Annotated in this window: 14 protein-coding genes; 4 read left to right on the forward strand and 10 right to left on the reverse strand. The window is 35.3% G+C overall.

The genetic code is table 11. From position 1 onward, the window contains the following. Positions 1-43: 43 nt before the first annotated feature. The 4 genes from C8C84_RS00660 to C8C84_RS00675 form a co-directional block, all read right to left on the reverse strand. The gene (locus C8C84_RS00660) at positions 44-1,981 is read right to left on the reverse strand and encodes a putative porin (RefSeq protein WP_121314927.1); all 1,938 of its coding nucleotides are present in this window, start codon (positions 1,979-1,981) and stop codon (positions 44-46) included. A 103-nt stretch (positions 1,982-2,084) separates the two neighbouring features. Next, a complete protein-coding gene (locus C8C84_RS00665) occupies positions 2,085-3,941 on the reverse strand; it encodes a S8 family serine peptidase (protein WP_121311687.1) in 1,857 nt (618 codons plus the stop codon). Positions 3,942-4,039: 98 nt separating this feature from the next. Next, positions 4,040-5,833 carry a RagB/SusD family nutrient uptake outer membrane protein gene (locus tag C8C84_RS00670; protein WP_121311688.1) on the reverse strand — a complete coding sequence of 598 codons (1,794 nt, stop codon included), beginning with the start codon at positions 5,831-5,833 and terminating at the stop codon, positions 4,040-4,042. A gap of 22 nt (positions 5,834-5,855) precedes the next feature. Beyond that, the gene (locus tag C8C84_RS00675; RefSeq protein ID WP_121311689.1) at positions 5,856-8,903 is read right to left on the reverse strand and encodes a SusC/RagA family TonB-linked outer membrane protein; all 3,048 of its coding nucleotides are present in this window, start codon (positions 8,901-8,903) and stop codon (positions 5,856-5,858) included. A 197-nt stretch (positions 8,904-9,100) separates the two neighbouring features. On the opposite strand from C8C84_RS00675, the gene C8C84_RS00680 reads away from it, so the two are divergent. Next, positions 9,101-9,700: a ribonuclease HII gene (locus tag C8C84_RS00680; protein ID WP_121311690.1), complete on the forward strand. Its 600-nt coding sequence runs from the start codon at positions 9,101-9,103 to the stop codon at positions 9,698-9,700. 13 nt (positions 9,701-9,713) lie between these two features. Here the strand turns inward: C8C84_RS00680 and lipB are convergent, their stop codons facing one another. Together lipB and C8C84_RS00690 are read right to left on the reverse strand one after the other, a co-directional pair. Further along, positions 9,714-10,406: a lipoyl(octanoyl) transferase LipB gene (gene lipB / locus C8C84_RS00685; protein WP_121311691.1), complete on the reverse strand. Its 693-nt coding sequence runs from the start codon at positions 10,404-10,406 to the stop codon at positions 9,714-9,716. A gap of 2 nt (positions 10,407-10,408) precedes the next feature. Beyond that, positions 10,409-11,230 (reverse strand): hypothetical protein, encoded by an 822-nt coding sequence (locus tag C8C84_RS00690; RefSeq protein ID WP_121311692.1) that lies wholly within the window; start codon positions 11,228-11,230, stop codon positions 10,409-10,411. Between the two features lie 241 nt (positions 11,231-11,471). Here C8C84_RS00690 and lysS point away from each other — a divergent pair, with 241 nt between their 5' ends. From lysS to C8C84_RS00705, 3 genes are all read left to right on the forward strand, one after another. Continuing rightward, a complete protein-coding gene (lysS, locus tag C8C84_RS00695) occupies positions 11,472-13,163 on the forward strand; it encodes a lysine--tRNA ligase (RefSeq protein WP_121311693.1) in 1,692 nt (563 codons plus the stop codon). 151 nt (positions 13,164-13,314) lie between these two features. Beyond that, positions 13,315-13,761: a hypothetical protein gene (locus tag C8C84_RS00700; protein WP_147406793.1), complete on the forward strand. Its 447-nt coding sequence runs from the start codon at positions 13,315-13,317 to the stop codon at positions 13,759-13,761. A 75-nt stretch (positions 13,762-13,836) separates the two neighbouring features. After that, a complete protein-coding gene (locus tag C8C84_RS00705; protein WP_121311695.1) occupies positions 13,837-14,208 on the forward strand; it encodes a hypothetical protein in 372 nt (123 codons plus the stop codon). A gap of 53 nt (positions 14,209-14,261) precedes the next feature. Here C8C84_RS00705 and hemL read toward each other — a convergent pair whose 3' ends face one another. The 4 genes from hemL to C8C84_RS00725 form a co-directional block, all read right to left on the reverse strand. Next, the gene (hemL, locus tag C8C84_RS00710; RefSeq protein ID WP_121311696.1) at positions 14,262-15,548 is read right to left on the reverse strand and encodes a glutamate-1-semialdehyde 2,1-aminomutase; all 1,287 of its coding nucleotides are present in this window, start codon (positions 15,546-15,548) and stop codon (positions 14,262-14,264) included. A gap of 27 nt (positions 15,549-15,575) precedes the next feature. Then, positions 15,576-16,475 carry a glucosaminidase domain-containing protein gene (locus tag C8C84_RS00715; RefSeq protein ID WP_121311697.1) on the reverse strand — a complete coding sequence of 300 codons (900 nt, stop codon included), beginning with the start codon at positions 16,473-16,475 and terminating at the stop codon, positions 15,576-15,578. After that, positions 16,468-17,370: a 1-aminocyclopropane-1-carboxylate deaminase/D-cysteine desulfhydrase gene (locus C8C84_RS00720; protein ID WP_121311698.1), complete on the reverse strand. Its 903-nt coding sequence runs from the start codon at positions 17,368-17,370 to the stop codon at positions 16,468-16,470. Before C8C84_RS00720 ends, C8C84_RS00715 begins: the two co-directional genes overlap by 8 nt. Positions 17,371-17,480: 110 nt before the next feature. Continuing rightward, positions 17,481-19,280 (reverse strand): T9SS type A sorting domain-containing protein, encoded by a 1,800-nt coding sequence (locus C8C84_RS00725; protein ID WP_121314928.1) that lies wholly within the window; start codon positions 19,278-19,280, stop codon positions 17,481-17,483. Between the last annotated feature and the right edge of the window lie 474 nt (positions 19,281-19,754).

Raw genomic sequence — 19,754 nt, forward strand, 5'->3', positions numbered from 1 at the left:
TAAAAAACGAATGACCACTGAACATTCTCCTCTTAATCTCAAACTACTGGAAGAAATTCCACACCAATCCGAAGCGAATCATGAAATCGCGATACGGATAATTGGATGCGGTATAGAAATCATTACCGGTCATTCTGGAATTGAAATGTTCCGCTTTTAGAAAAATTCGGGTTTGGCGAATTCTGGCGTTAACAAAGAAATCGATCATTGGAAAATCGCCTATTTCTCTTTGATTCTGAACAAATGCTTCGGCGGTTACCGGATTATAATCGTTGGCGTAGTATTTTGTAAAATAGTTGAATGTAAAGCCGGTTTGGAGATACAATGCTTTTTTGAAGAAATAATCGGTAAAGTAAAGCGAGTTTCTGGTGACGATTTTCGGCACATTGAGAATATCGTCTTCTTGGTCTACTTGTTGGTAAAGGATAGTGTTATCTAAAGCCAATTTCCACCATTTGAATTCGCGACTGACTTTTACCGACAGGTAATTGATGGTTTTATTGTATTGTTTTGGCGAAATCAATTGTTGTTGCGGATCGGTGGAATCATCGCTGAAATACAAGTGATCATTCATAGAACTCACTTGTAATGAAGCTTCGAACCATTGGGTTTTGGCGGTTGCTTCCAAGTTGTTAATCTTTTCGTTTTTGAAATTGTTGTACCAATTGTAGTTTATGAAACTGCTTTGGTATAAGTTATACGTATGGTCGGGAATTTTGTTCAGCATTTGGTATTGGAACAAAAACTCATTTTTATCGTTGAGTTTGTACCTCAATTGGGCATCAAAATTGGACAGCGATTGATTTGAAATGGAATTGGAGTATTGAAAAGTCCCGTTCCATTTATTTTTACGGTATTGGTATTGTCCGCCAACGGTATTAATTTCGTCATTAATGGAACTTGGCACAACTCCGGAAGGCAAAATCAGAATTCTGTTATAATAGTAATTGTACCTGAAATCTTCGGCGAAGAATTGGAATTTTCCGAGTAGTGAATTTTCATAAATTGCTCCGACTTTGTTGTACATTCGGTTATAACGCGTTTGGTCATTGACTCCTGAAGACACAAATGAGTCTCCAAATCGGTATACCTGTTCTTCATTTTCTCCTACCGTAGACACCACTGTTTGCTGATTGTATTCGAAGAATTTATTTTCGTAATTGAATTGGTGGGTTAAATAAAGATTATTGTTTCCTGCTTTCGGATTGATTCTGAAGTTGTGGTCGAGGAAAAACCTTTTCCCTTTCATAAAAGTTTTGGCGTCTCTGAGATATACTTCTAATCGAGCTCTGTTTTGAAAAGCAGCGTCTTCACCTTCAAAATCCTCCAAAGTTGTAATTCCTCCGTTTTCACCATTTAGAAAATCCTGTCCGGTAAAATGGAAGTTTAGGTAATATCTTTTGTTTAAAGTATTATAGCTTAACGTGAATCGGAAGTTTCCGGTGCTTGACAATTGATTGATATATTTTCCAAGGGAACGCAAGCCTTTGAACGCAACCGACATGTTAAATCGTTCGGATGTATTCACGGTAATAAAAGCATCAACAGATTGTCCTTGTTGCATTACGGTCTTGAAATACAACTCGGTTATCGGTGTGGCAACTGAATAATACTTTATATCGTCCGGTTTCATGTAATTGAAGTGTTTTCCGGAGAAACCTATTTCGGGAAAAGAAGAAAACCTTTTATAACCATAATCTAAAACTGTGTAAGTTTGTCCTTCATTGGCGAACGGCAGCAAACCGAAGATGTCTTTTCTTAGATAATTGTATTCGTATTCTTTTTTGATGGTCAATGAGGTATCAACATAGGTTGTATCTCTTTGCAAAGTGATAATTCTATATTGGTCAAAAGTGGCTTTCGGTGTTTCGTTTTGAACTCCTTCTTTAGCATTGCCTTCTTTGGGCGTTCCGTTTGTTCTCGTTTGAGAAAAACCGACATAAGAAGTCAATAAAAAGATAGCGATAATTAAGTTTCTCATTCGAATAAATTTCAAGGCAAAAATACACAAAACAATTTGTAATAAAATCATAAAAAAACCATCCCTTTTTATGGAGATGGTTTAAAATATTTTGGGAGAAAAATTATTTCTTGATAAACTTCTTCGTTACAGAATTTCTATCTGATTGGAAAGTTATAAAATAGACTCCTGAAGAAAGGTTTGAAACATTTATAGCACTTGAATCCACTACGCTATCATTTCTAAATAATTCCTTTCCTGAGATGTCATGAATATTGATTGAGGTAATTTCAATATTATTCTTTATGTTGTAATTTAATATGTCATTAGTTGGATTTGGATAAACAAAAATGTTATCCTCCAAATTGTAGTCTCTGGTATTCAAACTTAATCCATCTACTCCATTGGCAATGAGAGAAAAATCTTGTTGACCACCTAATAATGTGCCTTTGTGAGTAACTTGAATCGTATAAACTCCCGGTTCCGCTCCAAACAACTGCACTTTTTCAATATTATCGACATCATTATCTGAATCATTTGTAGCACCTGCGGCCGGGTCAGACGGATCTAATTTCCATGGGTAGTAAGTAATCCCATCTTTAAAGATTTTTAAATCTAGATTATTTTTTAATCTTGGGGTTCTGTTATCATTATCACCTGAAGCATTAGAATTTCCAGTAGGATCAGTCCAGCAGATAGTCGCTGTAATGTCTTGTGTTGAAGTAATTGAAATTTGCTTTGTAAATACTTGCGCATTCAAAAGTGTGTTTTGCTCTAGCAAAGTTGTAACATCTTTACCTGATATAATTTCGGCACCTAACTCAGCATTACCTAAACCCCAACCATATTCATAATCCGGACCAAGATTTAATCCGGCTTCTTTTGCAGAATGACATACTAAGCCTCTAACGGTAGCAGCTTTCATAAATTCGCCGTTCAAATCATTATAATGTTGTTGCAATAACATAATCATCCCCGTAATTGCCGGTGTAGCCATCGAAGTACCTTGATAAGAACTGTATGAAGAATTTGATGGTCCTGTACAAGAACTTACTGCTACTCCTTTTGCTGCAATGTCCGGTTTAATTCTACCATCGTCTGTAGGTCCAAAATTGCTAAAACTTGACATGATTACACTGGATTCATCCAAATAATTAGGAACCCCATTTACTGCAGCTACAACAATACTGTTTTTAGAAACACTGGCACCGGTTAACATATCATAACCGCCCTTAACACCAAGTTGAGGAATAGTGTTATCATTTCTATCATTACCAGCCGCAATAACCATTTGATAATAGGGAAAAGCATTGGAAGCATCATCGATTTCTATTGATGATATATCATAAGAACCAAATCTCCAATTAGGAAAATTGGTTACAATATACCCATAAGAGTGATTAGAAACTATATTACCATTTTCTGCAAATGTTATCATTTCTGGATAATCTCCAGCAAAACTGTAGGTCACTGCAATACCGTCATAGGCAATACCTTTTCTAGTTGGACTAACTCCTGTAGCTAGAATAGTTCCTGCCACATGCGTAGCGTGATCACTATTAGTAGGGTTTTCATCTCCGAAAATTATTTTGCCTCCTGTTAGTTCTTGATGAGAATCTTTAATTCTTCCTCCATCCCAAATTCCGCAAACCATTCCTGCTCCCGTTAAACTCAAACCTAAGCTTCCACCAGGATACAATTTATCAGCTGCTAAAGTAATAGCAGAGCCTTGATTATTTACAGTGTAAAACAACGGGAAACCATTGTCAAATTTTTGCAATAAATTGGTTTCACTTTCTACATAAGGATGATTCTTTTTATACTGTTCAATAAGCAACTGCTGTGAACGATAATAAGCTTCTGTTTTATTTTTTAAAAGAGCGATTTTTTCTTGGTCATATCGGGCAATAATTTTGTTTCTGTCTGAAACAGTTTGTGAAAAACCAGAGATAGAAACTAGTAATAATAATAAATATTTCATTTAGTTTAGTCGTTTAATTATATCGCAAATATAAAAATATAATTTAAAAAAAAAGCTACCCTCAATGGGTAGCTTTTATAAATTACTGAATTTTGATATTAGTAACCAGGATTTTGAGTTGCTAAAATAGCAGCGTTTGGATTTGTTTCATCCGTTGGTATTGGTAAAGCAAATCTGTAATCTGATACCGGTAATGAACAAGCACCATTTACTGCACAATCTAATGGATCTCTAAGAATTCCTTCATTAGCCAAAGCACCTAAACGTTTTAAATCAATAAAACGGTAACCTTCTGCTAAAAACTCAAGTCTTCTTTCTTTCAACACGTCTTTATAGCCCTCAGTTGCATTAGCGTAAACCGGCAATGGTTGAAGTCTGTTAGTACGCGCATCTCTAACTGCTTTAACAGCAGCAGCAGCACCAGGTAAATCGCCTGTAGCAATTAAAGCCTCTGCTTTAATTAAATACATTTCAGACAATCTACAGATTTTGATATCATTAACTAATAATCCATTTGTAGTAGTACCAGGATATTTTCTAAAAGTGATTTTATCTGTATTTCTAAAATCAGTACTCGTTTGGTAATTGTAATCGATAATTGATGTAGGGTGAACATTTGTAGTGTAACGAATATCACCATAATTTGCTTTTACAGCAACTGCAAGACCAGTACCGTTAGCACCCGCAAAATTAGCAGCTACAGGAGTAGCAACCGTTGGATCAACAGTCAATGTTATATTATCACCAACTACAGTTCTAACATAATAAACTTTACCTCCTAACAATGAATTCGCAGGAGATGTTGTAGTACCGTTAGCCGAAGTAGCGTTAGCCGGTCTGCTTACAGTTGAAACAAACATGTCTCCAACTGCTAAAGTATTACCAGGAATAGTCAATGTAGTACCAGCAATAGCAGTAATTTGCAAATCAGTTGCAGATGTCAAATTAGTAGTATTCAAAACATTAAACAATGACCTACCCATTTCAAAGAAAGGAGAACCATTTAAAGTAGTATTAACACTAGCCCAAATAGCACCCGTTCTTGTTTGACCTGTTTGCTTTTTCAATTTGAAAATAACCTCAACATTCGCAGGATTAGAATCTGTAAGGAAAACAGATGGATAATTAGCAAAAGATGCCAAAGACAATCCTGAAGTATTGATTACTTGATCAGCAAAAGTGATAGCATTAGCATAATCACCTCTCATATTGTTTACTCTAGCTTTTAAAGCAATAGTAAAGTTTTTGTTAGCAAAAATGGAATTAGGCGTACCTGTAACTCCAGCATATAATGCTTCAGCTGCTGCTAAATCGGCATCAATTAAATCATAAACCGCTCCGTTTGTAGCTCTAACTCCAAGATATGAAGCCGGAAACACATCATCAGCTAAAATTGGACCCAATGCATTTCTATCTTTTGGATTAGTAGAGAAATAAGTAATCAATTGCATATGGCAATGAGCTCTCAAAGTGTAAGCTTCAGCTTTTAATCTATCAACAACCATTTGATCGGCAGCATCTACCGGCACAAAGTTGTCAGCAAATTTAATAACCCTGTTAACACGTGACAAACAAACGTAATTTGTTGTCCAAATATCATTTGGTGAAACCGAAGCTGAATTCAGAAAGAAATCATAGTTATCACCTAAACCTTGTCCTCCATTGGCATAACCAATACTTGCCTCATCAGTAAAAATAGAATTAAATTCTATTTCACCGGTAGGTTCTAAAAGTATATATGCTGCATTCATCAACTTAGCTAAATCCTCACTGGATTGAACAGCAACTTCTTCTGTAAGCGCTCCGGGTGCAAATTGCTCAATTAAACTTTCGTCACATGAAGTAACAAGCAAACCGGCACCCAAAATAAAAAAACTTAAATATTTTTTCATATCTTTTATTATTATTTATTTATTAAAATTTAAGATCTACACCAAAACTAAAAATCCTTGGTGTTGGATATTGAGCTTGATCATTACCTCTATTACTTTCCGCATCTAAACCTTCCCATTTGGTCCAAGTGTATAAGTTTTCTCCTTGAACATAGAAACTTAAACCTGTAATAAATGTTTTATCAAGGAATTTCTTAGGCACTCTATAACCTACTTGAAGGTATCTTAATCTAACATAGGAAGCATCCTTCAAAAATCTGTCTGAATTAGCCTCAGCACCATAATTAGTAGCATTTAACGAAGGGACATTAGTGTCTGTATTGGTAGGCGTCCATGCATTTAATAAATCATCTGACACTACAAATTGCCCTAAGGATCCCGGATCGTATAATCCTTGTAAATCGTAATCAAAACGATAAACATCTTGAACAAAAGTGAAGTTAGTAGAAGCAAAGAAACCTTTATAGTCTAAATCAAACCCAAATCCACCTTGGTAAATCGGTGTAGATGTTTTTCCTGTAGCTCTACTGTCATCAGCAATACTTGGTGTTTCAGTTAAAGTCCCGTCAGCCGCTTCGAATAACAAGTTACCATTATCAGGATTTACACCTGCATAAGGATAAAGGTAGAATTCATAAGGTTGCAAACCATTTCTATTAATAGTAAGTCCTAGATTCTGTTCTCCCCCTTGTGCTTCAGGTATACCATTTACAGTAGTATTGTTTTTGGAAACATTCCCTCTTACTGTAAACTTAAAGTTTTCATTACGCACCACATCATATGCTAAAGACAATTCAAAACCTTTATTAGTTAATTCAATATCAGAATTTCTGTTAATCAGCGTTTGACCAGTAATTGGAGATATAGGTTCAGTATTAAGCAAATCTACAGTTAATCTATTGTAATAATCTAAAGTACCTCTTACCCTGTTTTTGAAAAATTCAAAATCTATACCAACATTCCATTGCGTAGTAGTTTCCCATCGTAAATCATCAACACCTAAAGTTACTGCATAACTTGCGGCACCATTGTATTGACCCGGAACAGTAGCACTATTAGCATAAGTATCTCTAGTTAGCGGTGGTTGTAAACTTGTCCATTCAGTACCCGCTTGGATTCGTTCATTTCCAGTTGTACCATAAGAGGCTCTTAACTTTAAAACTTGAAACCCACTGTTTTCCATGAATTTTTCTTTGTTGATATTCCATCTACCTGCTACAGACCAAAAAGTACCCCAGTAATAGTCTTCTGCAAATCTATTGGTACCATCATATCTTACTGTACCAACTACTCCTAAACGGTCATTAAAGTCATAATCTAAAACCCCAAAATAAGAAAGCAAAGCATATTTTATTTTAGAAGCATTTCCAGTTGGCCCATAAAAATCATGAGCCGTAATGTCGGCTAAATAACCGGCACCTGTACCCGGAACAAAGGTTCTTGGGTCAAGACCTCTTTGGTTTTGGAAGTCAGTATTTACTTGAGAACCATAGTATTCCGCATTACCCAAAGCCGTTACAGTGTGTTTTTCAGCAAATGTTTTTTTCCACTCTACTTGCCATAATTGGTTGAAACGGAACTCTCTTCTGAAGGCAATACTTTCTGTACCCCCAAATTCTTGTCCCGGATTTAAAAACAAAAACGAGTTAAAAGAAATTGGATGTTGCCACTGAACGATTCTAGTTTCAATATTTTCAAAAGAAGTTCTAGATCTTGCTGTTACATTTTTGAATAGATTATAACCTAAATCAACGCCGGCACTCATCCTAACCTCATCAGTATCATTAGAGAAAGTATTAGCTTTGTCAATCAAAAACAAAGGCGTATACAATAAAGTACCATCAGTATTGTACAAATCAAAAACCTGTTGAGAACTAACATATTCATCAGGACTAATATATGGCGCACCCAAAGTAGCGCCTAACACATAGTTTTGATTGATACTTCCCGTACCTAAGCTAACTGCTTGTTGGCTTTTAGAAAAACCTAAACTCGTATTAAGAGAATAAGTAAATTTATCATTATTTGATTTTCCTGATAAATTATTTCTTAGAGTAAAACGCTTTAAACCTGTATTCTGCAAAATCCCTTCTTGATCTAAATAACTTACAGAAGTGTAAGAATTTAAATTTTTTCCCGAAGTTTCAATACTCAATTGGTGATCTGTTGATTTTGCTTGACTGAAGAAGTAGTTAACCCAATCAGTATTAATACCATAGGCAGCAATCTCATCATCTGTTAATGAATTACCTCTACCTACACCGTATCTCTTTTCTAAAGTCAATAATTCTCTAGAATCCGCAAATGAATATTTCGCTTTTTGCAATTCAGTATACCCTGTAGTAGAAGAGTATCTAAAACTTGTCTTAGCATCACCAGTTCCTCCACGTTTCGTTTTAACAATAATTACACCACCAGAACCTCTATTACCATAAATAGCAGTAGCTGCAGCATCTTTCAACACTGTAACAGATTCAATATCCGTAGGATTGATTGATCTAAAGTTAATTGCATTGGTAGGTATCCCATCAATTACATACAACGGATCTGTATTACCAGTTAACGAACCAGCACCACGGATAACTACCGAACTTGCCGCACCCGGTTGACCAGTCCCTGAAGTAATATTCAAACCGGCTACTTGCCCTTGTAATGTTTGGATAAAGGACGCATTTGGACGGTTTTCAATAGTTTTAGCGTTAACCGTAGTTTGTGCCACTACTGTTGTCCCTTTAGTAGTATTTCTATATCCTTCTACTACTACTTCATCCAATTTAATACCGTCAGTTAATGTAACGACATAATTATTGGCCGCACCTACAGTTACACTAGAATTGTTGTAACCTGTAAATGAAATTACTAAAACCTCTCCGGCTTTAGCAGTGATGCTGAATTTACCATCAAAATCTGCTTGCGCAGAACGAGTAGTACCTTTAACAACAACATTTGCCCCAGGAAGTGGTCCAGTTTTATCTGAAACAACTCCGGTTACAGTTTTCTCTTGTGCAAACGAAAACTGCATTGATAACGCTAGTAAAAGCGTAAAAATCCATTTGAACTTCGATCTCATATTAATTTTATTTGAGTTAGTTATTCCGCAAACTTCTTAATTTTTTCTTAAATAAACAAATATTACTTCGGAATAATACAATTTATTTGTGTTAAAAAATTCGCGATTAAGTTGATGCCAACAACTCAACACTTAATTGACGCGCATTATTGCAAATGGTTGCGTAAGTTTTTATATTTTTATCAAAATTAATTTTTATGTTAAAATTAAGATTCTCATCTCTCACTCAAGAATGCGGAACCGATGAAGCCGGAAGAGGATGTTTGGCGGGACCTGTGACCGCTGCCGCAATCATTTTACCTGAAGATTTTAAATTGGATTTGCTCAATGACTCCAAACAACTTTCAGAAAAAACAAGAGAGCTATTAAAGCCCATGATTGAAGCCCAAGCCATCAGCTATAGCGTTACCCATCTTGATCATACAGTTGTTGATGAAATCAATATTTTGAATGCCTCTATTAAAGCCATGCAAGAGTCTATTCTTAAACTAAATCCTCTACCTAATTATATAATAGTAGACGGAAACCGATTTAAACCTGTAAATGAGATTCCATTTACCACTATTGTTAAAGGAGACAGCAAATACCTCAGTATAGCAGCCGCCTCTGTTTTAGCAAAAACCTACAGAGACGAATACATGAATAAAATTCACGAAGAATTCCCAATGTACAATTGGAAAAAAAATAAAGGCTATCCCACAATAGAACATAGAGAGGCGATAAGAAAATATGGTGTAAGCAAATACCATCGAAAGTCTTTTCGATTATTGCCGGAACAGTTAAAATTAGAATTTTAGACTTCTTAGATTTTTAGACAAAAACAGAATCAAAAAGGATTGCAAAATGTTTAACAATTTTTTCCTTTATTTCTGTTTCATCGATTTCTCGCCCCAATTCTACATGAAGTGACGTTACTGCCTTGCCTTTGATACCACACGGAATGATATTGTCAAAGTAACCTAAATTGGCATTGACATTTAAAGCAAAACCATGCATCGTTACCCAACGACTGGCTCGAACACCCATCGCACAAATTTTTCGGGCGAATGGTGTACCAACATCTAACCAAACCCCCGTTTCGCCTTCGCTTCTTGTACCGATTATACCATACTCGGCTAAAGTCAGAATAATAACTTCTTCTAAAAACCTTAAATACTTATGTATATCGGTGAAAAAGTTTTCTAAATCCAAGATTGGATAACCTACAATTTGCCCCGGACCATGATAAGTGATATCGCCACCGCGATTGATTTTATAAAAAGTAGCGCCTTTAGCTTCCAATTGTTTTTCGGAAAGCAACAAATTAGAAATATCACCGCTTTTTCCTAAAGTGTAAACATGCGGATGTTCTACAAAAAGGAAATAATTAGGTGTTATCAAATCAGGATTATTCCTTTTTTGTATTTTGATATCGACAATTTCTTTAAAAAGTTTTTCTTGGTAATCCCAAGTTTCTTTATAGTCTTTGTTGCCTAAATCTTGGAGCTTGATTATGTTGTTCATTATTATTCGAATTCCACGTCAAAGTTTAATTTCTTTGGACTGTCCATATAATCTTTTAACGGATACTCTATCGTAATTGTTTTTCTGTCTTCACTATACAAAGCGTTTTCAACGGAAACTTTCTTTACTGCTTTTGGAAATTGGTATACTACCTTGTAGTTTGATTGTTCAAAAAACATGTTTAACGATTCTTTTAATTTCAATTCTTCAGAAAGCGCAGCACTTTCTTCACTAATTTCACCGGTCGGTTCTTCTTCTTTTTTCTTCTCTTTTTCGGAAACTATCTTTTTGAACATTTTACCATCATAAAAAAATTGGGTAGCAGAATTATCTTCCAAAGCACTTGGCGCCATGCCCATTCCTCCGGCTTGACCTGTCGGAGATAATGTTTTCATTGATTCTACCGGAGACATCATATCTTGTAATTCGGCAACCGAATTAAAATCGGTAAACATAGAATAGTTCATGATTCCTTTTTCTTCATTCATAACCATATGAACAGTGAATCTTTCCATTTTTTTGATTTTCGCTTGTTCTTCAGGAGATAGCTTGGCAATACTGTCTTGTTTATCGGCAAACATTTCTTTGAAGGTAAAAGTGCTGTCAATATCTTTACTTGGTTTGTCTTTTTTCTTCTTGCTTTTTTTACTTGGCTTTTCATCCCCTTTAAAAGCGCTTCCCATCATCGACATCATTTTGGCGCCGTCGATATCATAAGCAAATTTTCCGCCACCATTTTCGTTAACGATTAATTTTTCGGTAATGGTACAACTGCTGAAATTAAAGAGAATGGTCAGTACTAAAAGTAATTTTATAATTTTCATGGTTTGGATTTTAAAATTTTCCCCAAAGATACAAATGATTTACCAATTAGCCCCGATTGCAGTGGAAATCAACTTTGCCAAAGTTTTGAGCTTTGACAAAGTTATTGTAACGAAAAGCGGGAAAAAGGCTAACCGATAAAGCCCGAACTATTCGCTCCAAATATTTAAAATCATTTTCAAATTTTCAAATTGTCACATTTTCAAATTATACCTATCTTTGCACGCTTAAATACAATACGATATGCAACTTTCGGAACAAGAAATCATTAGAAGAGAGAAACTAAACACTTTACGCGAATTAGGAATTAACCCTTATCCTGCGGATTTATTCCCAGTGGATCATACTTCCAAACAGGTTAAGGAAAACTTCGAAGAAGGAAAGAAGGTTGTGTTGGCCGGTCGAATGATGAGCGACAGAGATATGGGAAAAGCTTCGTTTGTAGAATTACAAGATAGCGAAGGCAGAATTCAGTTGTATTTTAACCGTGATGTGCTATGTCCGGGCGAAGACAAAACTTTATATACTCAGGTTTTTAGGAAACTGACCGACTTAGGGGATTTTATAGGAATTGAAGGCGAAATGTTTTTAACCAAAGTAGGTGAAAAATCAGTTCGTGTAGACAAATTCACTTTCTTAAGTAAAACTTTACGTCCGTTACCGTTACCCAAAAAAGACGAAGACGGAAATGTACATGATGCTTTTAACGATGCCGAATTGCGATACAGAATGCGCTATGTAGATTTAGTCGTAAATCCACAAGTGAAAGAAGTGTTCATTAAAAGAACCAAATTGTTCACAGCGATGCGTAACTTTTTCAACGCTGCCGGTTATATGGAAGTAGAAACTCCGGTATTGCAATCCATCGCCGGTGGTGCAGCAGCGCGTCCGTTTATTACGCATCACAATAGTTTGGACATTCCTTTGTATATGAGAATTGCCAACGAATTGTATTTAAAAAGACTAATCGTAGGTGGTTTTGACGGTGTGTATGAATTCTCGAAAAACTTCAGAAATGAAGGAATGGACAGAACGCACAATCCGGAATTTACCGCGATGGAAATTTATGTTTCTTATAAAGATTACAACTGGATGATGGAATTTGCCGAAAACTTATTGGAATATTGTGCCAATGAAGTAAACGGAACGACAGAATCGGTTTTTGGAGAACACAAAGTAAATTTCAAAGCGCCTTATGCTCGTGTAACGATGACCGATGCTATCAAACAATTTACCGGCTTTGATATTTCGGGCAAAAGCGAAGCAGAGATTTTTGCGGCAGCTCGCGGAATGAATATCGAAGTAGATGAAACGATGGGCAAAGGCAAATTGATCGATGAGATTTTTGGCGCCAAATGTGAAGGCAACTTTATCCAACCGACCTTTATTACTGATTATCCAAAAGAAATGTCTCCGCTTTGTAAAGAACACCGAGACAATCCTGAATTGACAGAGCGTTTTGAATTAATGGTTTGCGGAAAAGAAATTGCCAATGCCTATTCTGAACTAAACGACCCAATTGACCAAAGAGAACGTTTTGAAGCCCAATTGCAATTGGCAGAACGCGGCGATGATGAAGCAACACAATTCATAGACAACGACTTTTTAAGAGCTTTAGAGTATGGAATGCCACCAACATCCGGAATGGGAATTGGAATGGACCGATTGATTATGTTCTTAACCAATAATCCTTCGATTCAGGAAGTATTGTTCTTCCCACAAATGCGCCCGGAGAAAAAGCAATTGGATTTAACCGAAGATGAAAAAGTAATCATTGGTTTATTGAAAACAGAAAACAACCAAGCTTTAGGACTATTAAAAGAACAATCTCAATTGAGTGGTAAAAAATGGGATGCAGCGATTAAAGGTTTAGCTAAGCATGGTTTAACGAAAGTAGTTGTTGACGGCGATAACAAAACGGTGGTTTTGAACTAATATTAAAGGAACTCAATTGAGTTCCTTTTTTTATAAAGTTTTGTTAACGTTTAAACCTTTTGAAATTGCCGGCGTCCTAACTGCATAATCTTAAAAAATAGAAAAAATGAAATCAACGATTCACGAACACCAAAAAAACAATTTTACAACGGTGAGTAAAAATGTATTTTTAGCCCTATTATTGTTTGTTGGCATAACTGCAATGGCACAAGAAAAAAAAGAAAGAAGACCTGAAAGAGAAAAATTAACTACAGAACAAAAAGTTGATTTGCAGGTCAAAAAAATGACCCAAGATTTGAGTCTTAATGACAAACAAGTAAAAGAAGTTCGCGCTATTGTAACTAAGCAAGTAGAAAAAAGGGAAGAAAAAAGAGCTGAAATGGAAGCCAAAAAAGCAGAGATGAAAATAAAAAAGGCTGAAATGAAAGCTAAAATGACAGAGGAACAAGCAGCTTTAACTACTGAAATGAAAAAAGTACTGACTCCTGAACAATTCACTAAATGGGAAAAAATTCGTGAAGAGAAAAAAGCCAATGTTAAAGAAAAAATGAAGGAAAGAAGAGGAAAAAAGGACTCCAAAGAACTTCCTAATGATTAATTAAGAAAATAAATTTTGTGTTTCCATTAAAATAAATTAGTTTTGGTATTGATATTCAACTAAAAATTTATACCAATGAAAAAATTAATTGCTGCTTTAACAATCATGTTAGCATTCACTATCAATGCAAATGCACAAGATAAAAAGAGTGCTACCGCTGCTGAAAAAGCAAAAAGCGAATCCATAAACAAACAATTTACATCTGTTGAAAAAGCAAAAAAAGAAGCTACAGAGTTAACACTATTATTAGGTTTAAGCGACACTCAAAACGCTGATTTCTATAGACTTTTTGAACAAAAGCACAGAACTTTGGAGAGCAACTTAACTCCAGAAAGAAAAGCTGAATTGGCTAGAGTGATAGAGGCTAAAATCAGAGCTTCATTGGACGAAAACCAAATGGGAAAATTAGAAAAAAATCCTGAATTACTTCAAAAATTAATTAACTAAGGTTAATATATGATACAAAAAAGCCCTTTTCGATGAAAAGGGCTTTTTTTATTTTATAATTTTTGGGCAACTTTATTGATTGCATTAATCGTAAAATCTAAATCTTCATAAGTCAACGCATCAGTAATAAACCAGGTTTCATATGCCGATGGCGCAATATAAACTCCTTCGTTCAACAACCCGTGAAAGAATTTCTTAAAGGTTTCATTATCGCCATTTTTAGCCGTTTGAAAATCGACAACCGGATTCGCATCAAAATGAACTGAAATCATCGATCCTACTCTGTTAATGGTAAACACAATATTATTATCACTCAAAACTTTGTGAATACCTTTGTACAAATAAGCGGTTTTTTCTTCCAGTCTTTTAAAAATATCGACATCGTTATTTAAAGCTTCCAACATAGCCAAACCGGCAGCCATCGCCAACGGATTTCCTGACAAAGTCCCGGCTTGATAAACCGGTCCAAGCGGCGCTAAATAATCCATGATTTCATGGCGTGCTGCAAAAGCACCAACCGGCAAACCACCGCCAATAACTTTTCCAAAACAAGCAATATCTGCAGTTACACCATATAATTCCTGCGCGCCACCTTTAGCCAAGCGAAAACCAGTCATGACTTCATCAAAAATCAGCAATGCGCCATTGGCATCACAAACTTCACGAAGTGATTGTAAAAACCCATTTTTTGGAGGTACACAACCCATATTTCCGGCAACCGGTTCGATGATAATAGCAGCGATTTCATTTTTACTGGCTTCGAATAATGCTTTTACATTTTCTAAATCATTGTAGTTCGCCAATAAGGTATCTTTGGCTGTTCCTTGCGTAACTCCCGGACTGTTTGGTACGCCAAATGTACTTAATCCGCTTCCTGCTGCTATCAAAAAAGAATCCGAATGACCGTGATAACAACCTGAAAATTTGATAATTTTATCTCTTTTTGTAAATCCTCTGGCGAGACGAATTGCGCTCATACAAGCTTCGGTTCCTGAATTTACAAAACGAATTTTGTCAATATTCGGCACCATAGCAATGGCTAACTGAGCGATTTTGGTTTCTAATTCGGTAGGCATTCCGAAGGAAGTTCCTTTTTTAGCTTTTTCAACAACGGCATCCACTACAGGTTGGAAAGCATGCCCTAAAATCATTGGCCCCCAAGAATTGATATAGTCAATCAATCGGTTATCATCTTCATCATACAAGTAAGCGCCTTTGGCACTTTTGGCAAAAATAGGCGTTCCGCCTACTCCTTTAAATGCTCTTACAGGTGAATTCACACCACCTGGAATCACTTTTTCAGCTTCAGCAAACAACTGACTGCTTCTTTGATAAATCATATCTTAAATGGGGTTTTTATTTGGAATTTACTTAACGATAATAGTTTGCCCAAGAGACAATGAATTATCGTTCATATTGTTTTTTCTTTTTAATTCTTCAATCGAAATATTGAACTTTTTAGATAATGAATATAAGGTATCACCTTTGACCACAGTGTATCTTTCAACTTCTTCAGCATACACTATTTCTTTTTTGGCAACAGCCATAGAAACATAGTCTTTGCCTAAAACTTCAGCATCATATTTAGCCAACTGATAACGCTCAATCAAACCAATCAATTTTTCAGGATATTTAGGATCCGTAGCATAACCGGCAGCTTTTAAACCTCTCGCCCAAGCCGCATAATCATTTTTACCCAGTTGGAATAAGGAAGCATAACGCGGACGACTAGTTAAAAAATAAGAATGATCACGGAATGAACCACTTGGATCATCATATTTTCTAAAACACTCATTTTCTTCATCATCAGTATATCTTATACTTGGTCCGGTCCATTCTTTATGGCATTTGATTCCAAAATGATTATTAGCCTGCATGCTTAACGGACCTGTTCCAGCACCTGATTCTAAGATAGCTTGTCCTAAAGTAACGCTGGCCGGAATTCCGGTTTTTTCCATATTTTCTTTGGCGATGGCTTTGTATTTATCTATATAAGCCAAGACCATTTCAGTAGTTACTCTAACTCTGGTTGTTGCTTCTAAAATCTCTGTAGAACTAGAATTGTTCGGAATAGTTGTGGTTGTTTTTTGCGCAACTGCTTCCGGTTTTTTAGGTTGATTTGGTCTGTAAATCGGTTTCTTGACTCTTTGCGCAACCGGAGTTGTTGCTTTTCTTGGATCAGGTTGTGACGTTCTGACTACTGATTGGTTTGAACCACAAGAAGCCACAAAAATCATAAGGAGTAATAAAAAAAGTTTCTTAATCATAGGTTTTTATTTCGATTTGGTTTTTTTGTTTTAATAAGCGGTTCATACCTTTAATTCCTTGCAAACCGCCAGTGTGAATCAATAGTATTTTTGAGCCTTTTGGAAACCATTCTTTTTCCATTAAATCTAAAACACCATAAACCATTTTTCCGGTGTAAATCGGATCTAAAGGGATTTGATGTGTTTGATAAAAATTATTGATGAATTGTACTAATTCCGTTGTGACTTTGGCGTAACCACCAAAATGATACTCTGTGAACAATTCCCAATTTTGATTCTGAACAAATTTACGAATATCTTCCCTTAAAAAATCACCTTTCAAAGCAGGAAATCCCAAAACTTGTTGACTACTTTTTGAACAATTTATAATTCCTGAAATCGTACCACCAGTTCCTATTGCACAACAAATATAGTCGAAGATACCATCGGATTCAGTTAAAATCTCTTCACATCCTTTTATGGCTAAATCATTGGTTCCGCCTTCGGGCAAGAGATAAAAATCACCAAATTTCTCTTCTAATTTCAGTATAAAATCACAGTTGCTCTTTTGGCTGTAAACTTCTCTGGAAACAAACTCAAAAACCATTCCGAAATCTTGGGCTTTTTGCAAGGTAGGATTTTCAGTGATTTTGTCTCGCAACTCATCGCCTCTAATTACGCCAATGGTTTTAAAACCATTTTCCTTTCCGGCAGCAGCAACCGCTAAAATATGATTGGAAAAAGCACCTCCGAAAGTCAATAAAGTTGGCTTGTTTTCATTTTTGGCTTGTGCCAAATTGTATTTCAGTTTTCTGAATTTGTTACCTGAAATATAAGGATGCAGCAAATCTTCGCGCTTGATGTAAAGCGAATAATCCGGGTTCTCGATTTCAATTTTTTGATTATAACTTTCCAAAAAGTGGTTTTTACTTTGTACAGTTCGACCTAAAGGTCTCGGGTAACAAAGGTACGAAACACTGTTCTCTCTCCATAAAAAAGCGATTATAAATCTCTTTTAAAAATTTCTTATTGGTTAGAAACTATGATTTTCTGTGCCATTTTCCGATTGTCATTAGTTACAACCTCAACCAAATAAACTGCTCCGGCCAAACCATTTGTTGAAAATTCGTAGCTGTTTTGAACCCCTAAATTTTGTTTGTCAAAAATTTGCTTTCCGGTGATATCGTATAGCTTAACCGATTTTAAATCTAATGCATTTGGGTTAGAAACCGTAAAAGTTTGCACCGCATTATTTTGAAAAATAACTAAATCCGATTTTATATTTGACTCATTATTTAAGTTGGCATCTTTAAAGGTGATTTCGAATCGATTGTTATAAACACCGGTAGGCAAAACCACTTCGTAAGTACTATTTCTAATATCGTGATAAATATTATCTTGAGCATCATACATGAAAACATCCTGAGACTCATCAAAATTTGATATCATCGAAGCATCAAACTTGAAAGTAGCATTATTAGTAGATTTCACACCGACTGGAATTCTTTTGTTCACATCAAATGCTACGCCTTGAATAACAAATTTGCTGTTGTCTAAAAAGAAATAAACATCATTCGGAATAGTTTCTTCAACAGGCGATTTCGCATCGATTCCTCTATCAATACCATCAGTAGCTGTAGGCATTAAAACCAAAGCGATTTGTCTGGTAAATTGATTGTCCATTATAGTATTCAAACGTATCTGTGCGATGTGATTTATCGGTTCGGACTGAGTAACATTATTTTGACTATTCCCATTTCTTTCAAATTCAGAATAAGCGTCTGATTCTTTATAAAAAGTTCTGTGGCTGTTTTTTAAAGTTATGGATGTTGGTGATCCTGATGCAATTCCTCTAACCATAAACCCTTGCCCGACAGGAGCGTATTTTCTTTGAATTGATGTCAGTCCCGAAGAAGCGCCAACAGTATTTAAAGTTCCGTCAATATTATACGAATTGAAAGTAGCCGGCACATAAACTCCATATTCAGTTGGACTTATGCTAATCGGCGCATAGGTTCCATATCCTCCACGATAAGCTAACAGCAAATGAGAATTTACCGTTTTATCGTGTTCCCAATAATAGGCAATCCCGGTGCAATCAACATTAGAAGCATCTAACAAAAAAGCATTAACATGTAAAGCTGAAGGATAAGGATTTCCGGTTAAGGTGAAATTATCAGCAGCAACTCCAACCGTTATATTTCCGTCATTAGGTTTTCCTCTAAAATCGTATCTCTGAGCACTTCCGGGATTATTTAAAGCTACTTCTCCGACATTGGTATTATCACTTCCACTGGTTCCTTTCATGGTAAAACCTTGTCCGGCTTCAATATCTGTATTGGCTTCGGAATGTATCCATTGAGAATAAGTAGCACTAGACAAAAATCTCCAAATCCAATAAGTCGCTATTGATAATGAGCCATTATCTGAAACACCATCATAACCAGAAGAAAGCATAGTGGCAGGATTGCTATTAATTACAGACGACGGTCGATGTAACATAGTGATTCCAAAATTTTCGTTCCCATCTGAATTAGAAGCATTTCCAACAGGAGAACACCAATAATTATAATCATAATTATCGGAAGTTCCTTCTTGAAAAACAGACAAGACACCTTCCCCTTTGTTTAATGAAGTACTTGTGGTTCCTTGCAAAAATTGCCCTTCATTTCTTAGATAAACGTTACCGGCACTTTGAAGATTGACATCTTGATTTACAAAAACGTATCGATCTTTTACAAACATGTAGCTGTTAGAACTAACGTATAATTGAGCCAAAAGAACATTTGAAACGAATAAAATAAATACACAAAAAAGCTTTTTCATAATATAAACACCATAAAAACAAGCATTAAAAATACTAATATATAAAAAAAGCATAACACATCAATAAATAAAAAACAAATCCTTTAACTCCAAATAGATTTCCTTTAATTAACAAGACCATTCTTAAAAATGACACTCTAAAACATTGAAAAATTATTTATTTAAAGCCAATGCTTTTTTTTGCAAACTTATTCTGTAGTTTTTATTCTAAGTTACTTCATATCAAATTAGTATTGAATACTAAATTATATTTTTAACTTTAACTTTTCTTTTTTACAATTATTTAATTATTTCTAAAAAAAAGATATAGCAAAAAAAATACAATAAATTGATTAACAGAATTTTATTTAGTTTTTTTCAATATAAACAATACAGATTTCGAATGTATTTTTGCAATTATTATTTTTGTGACATTTCATAAAATTAACTGAGAATATTTACACTATATCCGTTAATTTATTGAGTTTTAATGTT

This window comes from Flavobacterium sp. 102 (assembly GCF_003634615.1).
In the GTDB taxonomy this organism is placed as follows: Bacteria; Bacteroidota; Bacteroidia; order Flavobacteriales; family Flavobacteriaceae; genus Flavobacterium.

What these genes read in the sequence shown, in the direction of transcription:
- C8C84_RS00660 (WP_121314927.1), bottom strand. Translation starts at nt 1,981, where the DNA reads ATGAGAAACTTAATTATCGCTATCTTTTTATTGACTTCTTATGTCGGT.
- C8C84_RS00665 (WP_121311687.1), bottom strand. Translation starts at nt 3,941, where the DNA reads ATGAAATATTTATTATTATTACTAGTTTCTATCTCTGGTTTTTCACAA.
- C8C84_RS00670 (WP_121311688.1), bottom strand. Translation starts at nt 5,833, where the DNA reads ATGAAAAAATATTTAAGTTTTTTTATTTTGGGTGCCGGTTTGCTTGTT.
- C8C84_RS00675 (WP_121311689.1), bottom strand. Translation starts at nt 8,903, where the DNA reads ATGAGATCGAAGTTCAAATGGATTTTTACGCTTTTACTAGCGTTATCA.
- C8C84_RS00680 (WP_121311690.1), top strand. Translation starts at nt 9,101, where the DNA reads ATGTTAAAATTAAGATTCTCATCTCTCACTCAAGAATGCGGAACCGAT.
- lipB (WP_121311691.1), bottom strand. Translation starts at nt 10,406, where the DNA reads ATGAACAACATAATCAAGCTCCAAGATTTAGGCAACAAAGACTATAAA.
- C8C84_RS00690 (WP_121311692.1), bottom strand. Translation starts at nt 11,230, where the DNA reads ATGAAAATTATAAAATTACTTTTAGTACTGACCATTCTCTTTAATTTC.
- lysS (WP_121311693.1), top strand. Translation starts at nt 11,472, where the DNA reads ATGCAACTTTCGGAACAAGAAATCATTAGAAGAGAGAAACTAAACACT.
- C8C84_RS00705 (WP_121311695.1), top strand. Translation starts at nt 13,837, where the DNA reads ATGAAAAAATTAATTGCTGCTTTAACAATCATGTTAGCATTCACTATC.
- hemL (WP_121311696.1), bottom strand. Translation starts at nt 15,548, where the DNA reads ATGATTTATCAAAGAAGCAGTCAGTTGTTTGCTGAAGCTGAAAAAGTG.
- C8C84_RS00715 (WP_121311697.1), bottom strand. Translation starts at nt 16,475, where the DNA reads ATGATTAAGAAACTTTTTTTATTACTCCTTATGATTTTTGTGGCTTCT.
- C8C84_RS00725 (WP_121314928.1), bottom strand. Translation starts at nt 19,280, where the DNA reads ATGAAAAAGCTTTTTTGTGTATTTATTTTATTCGTTTCAAATGTTCTT.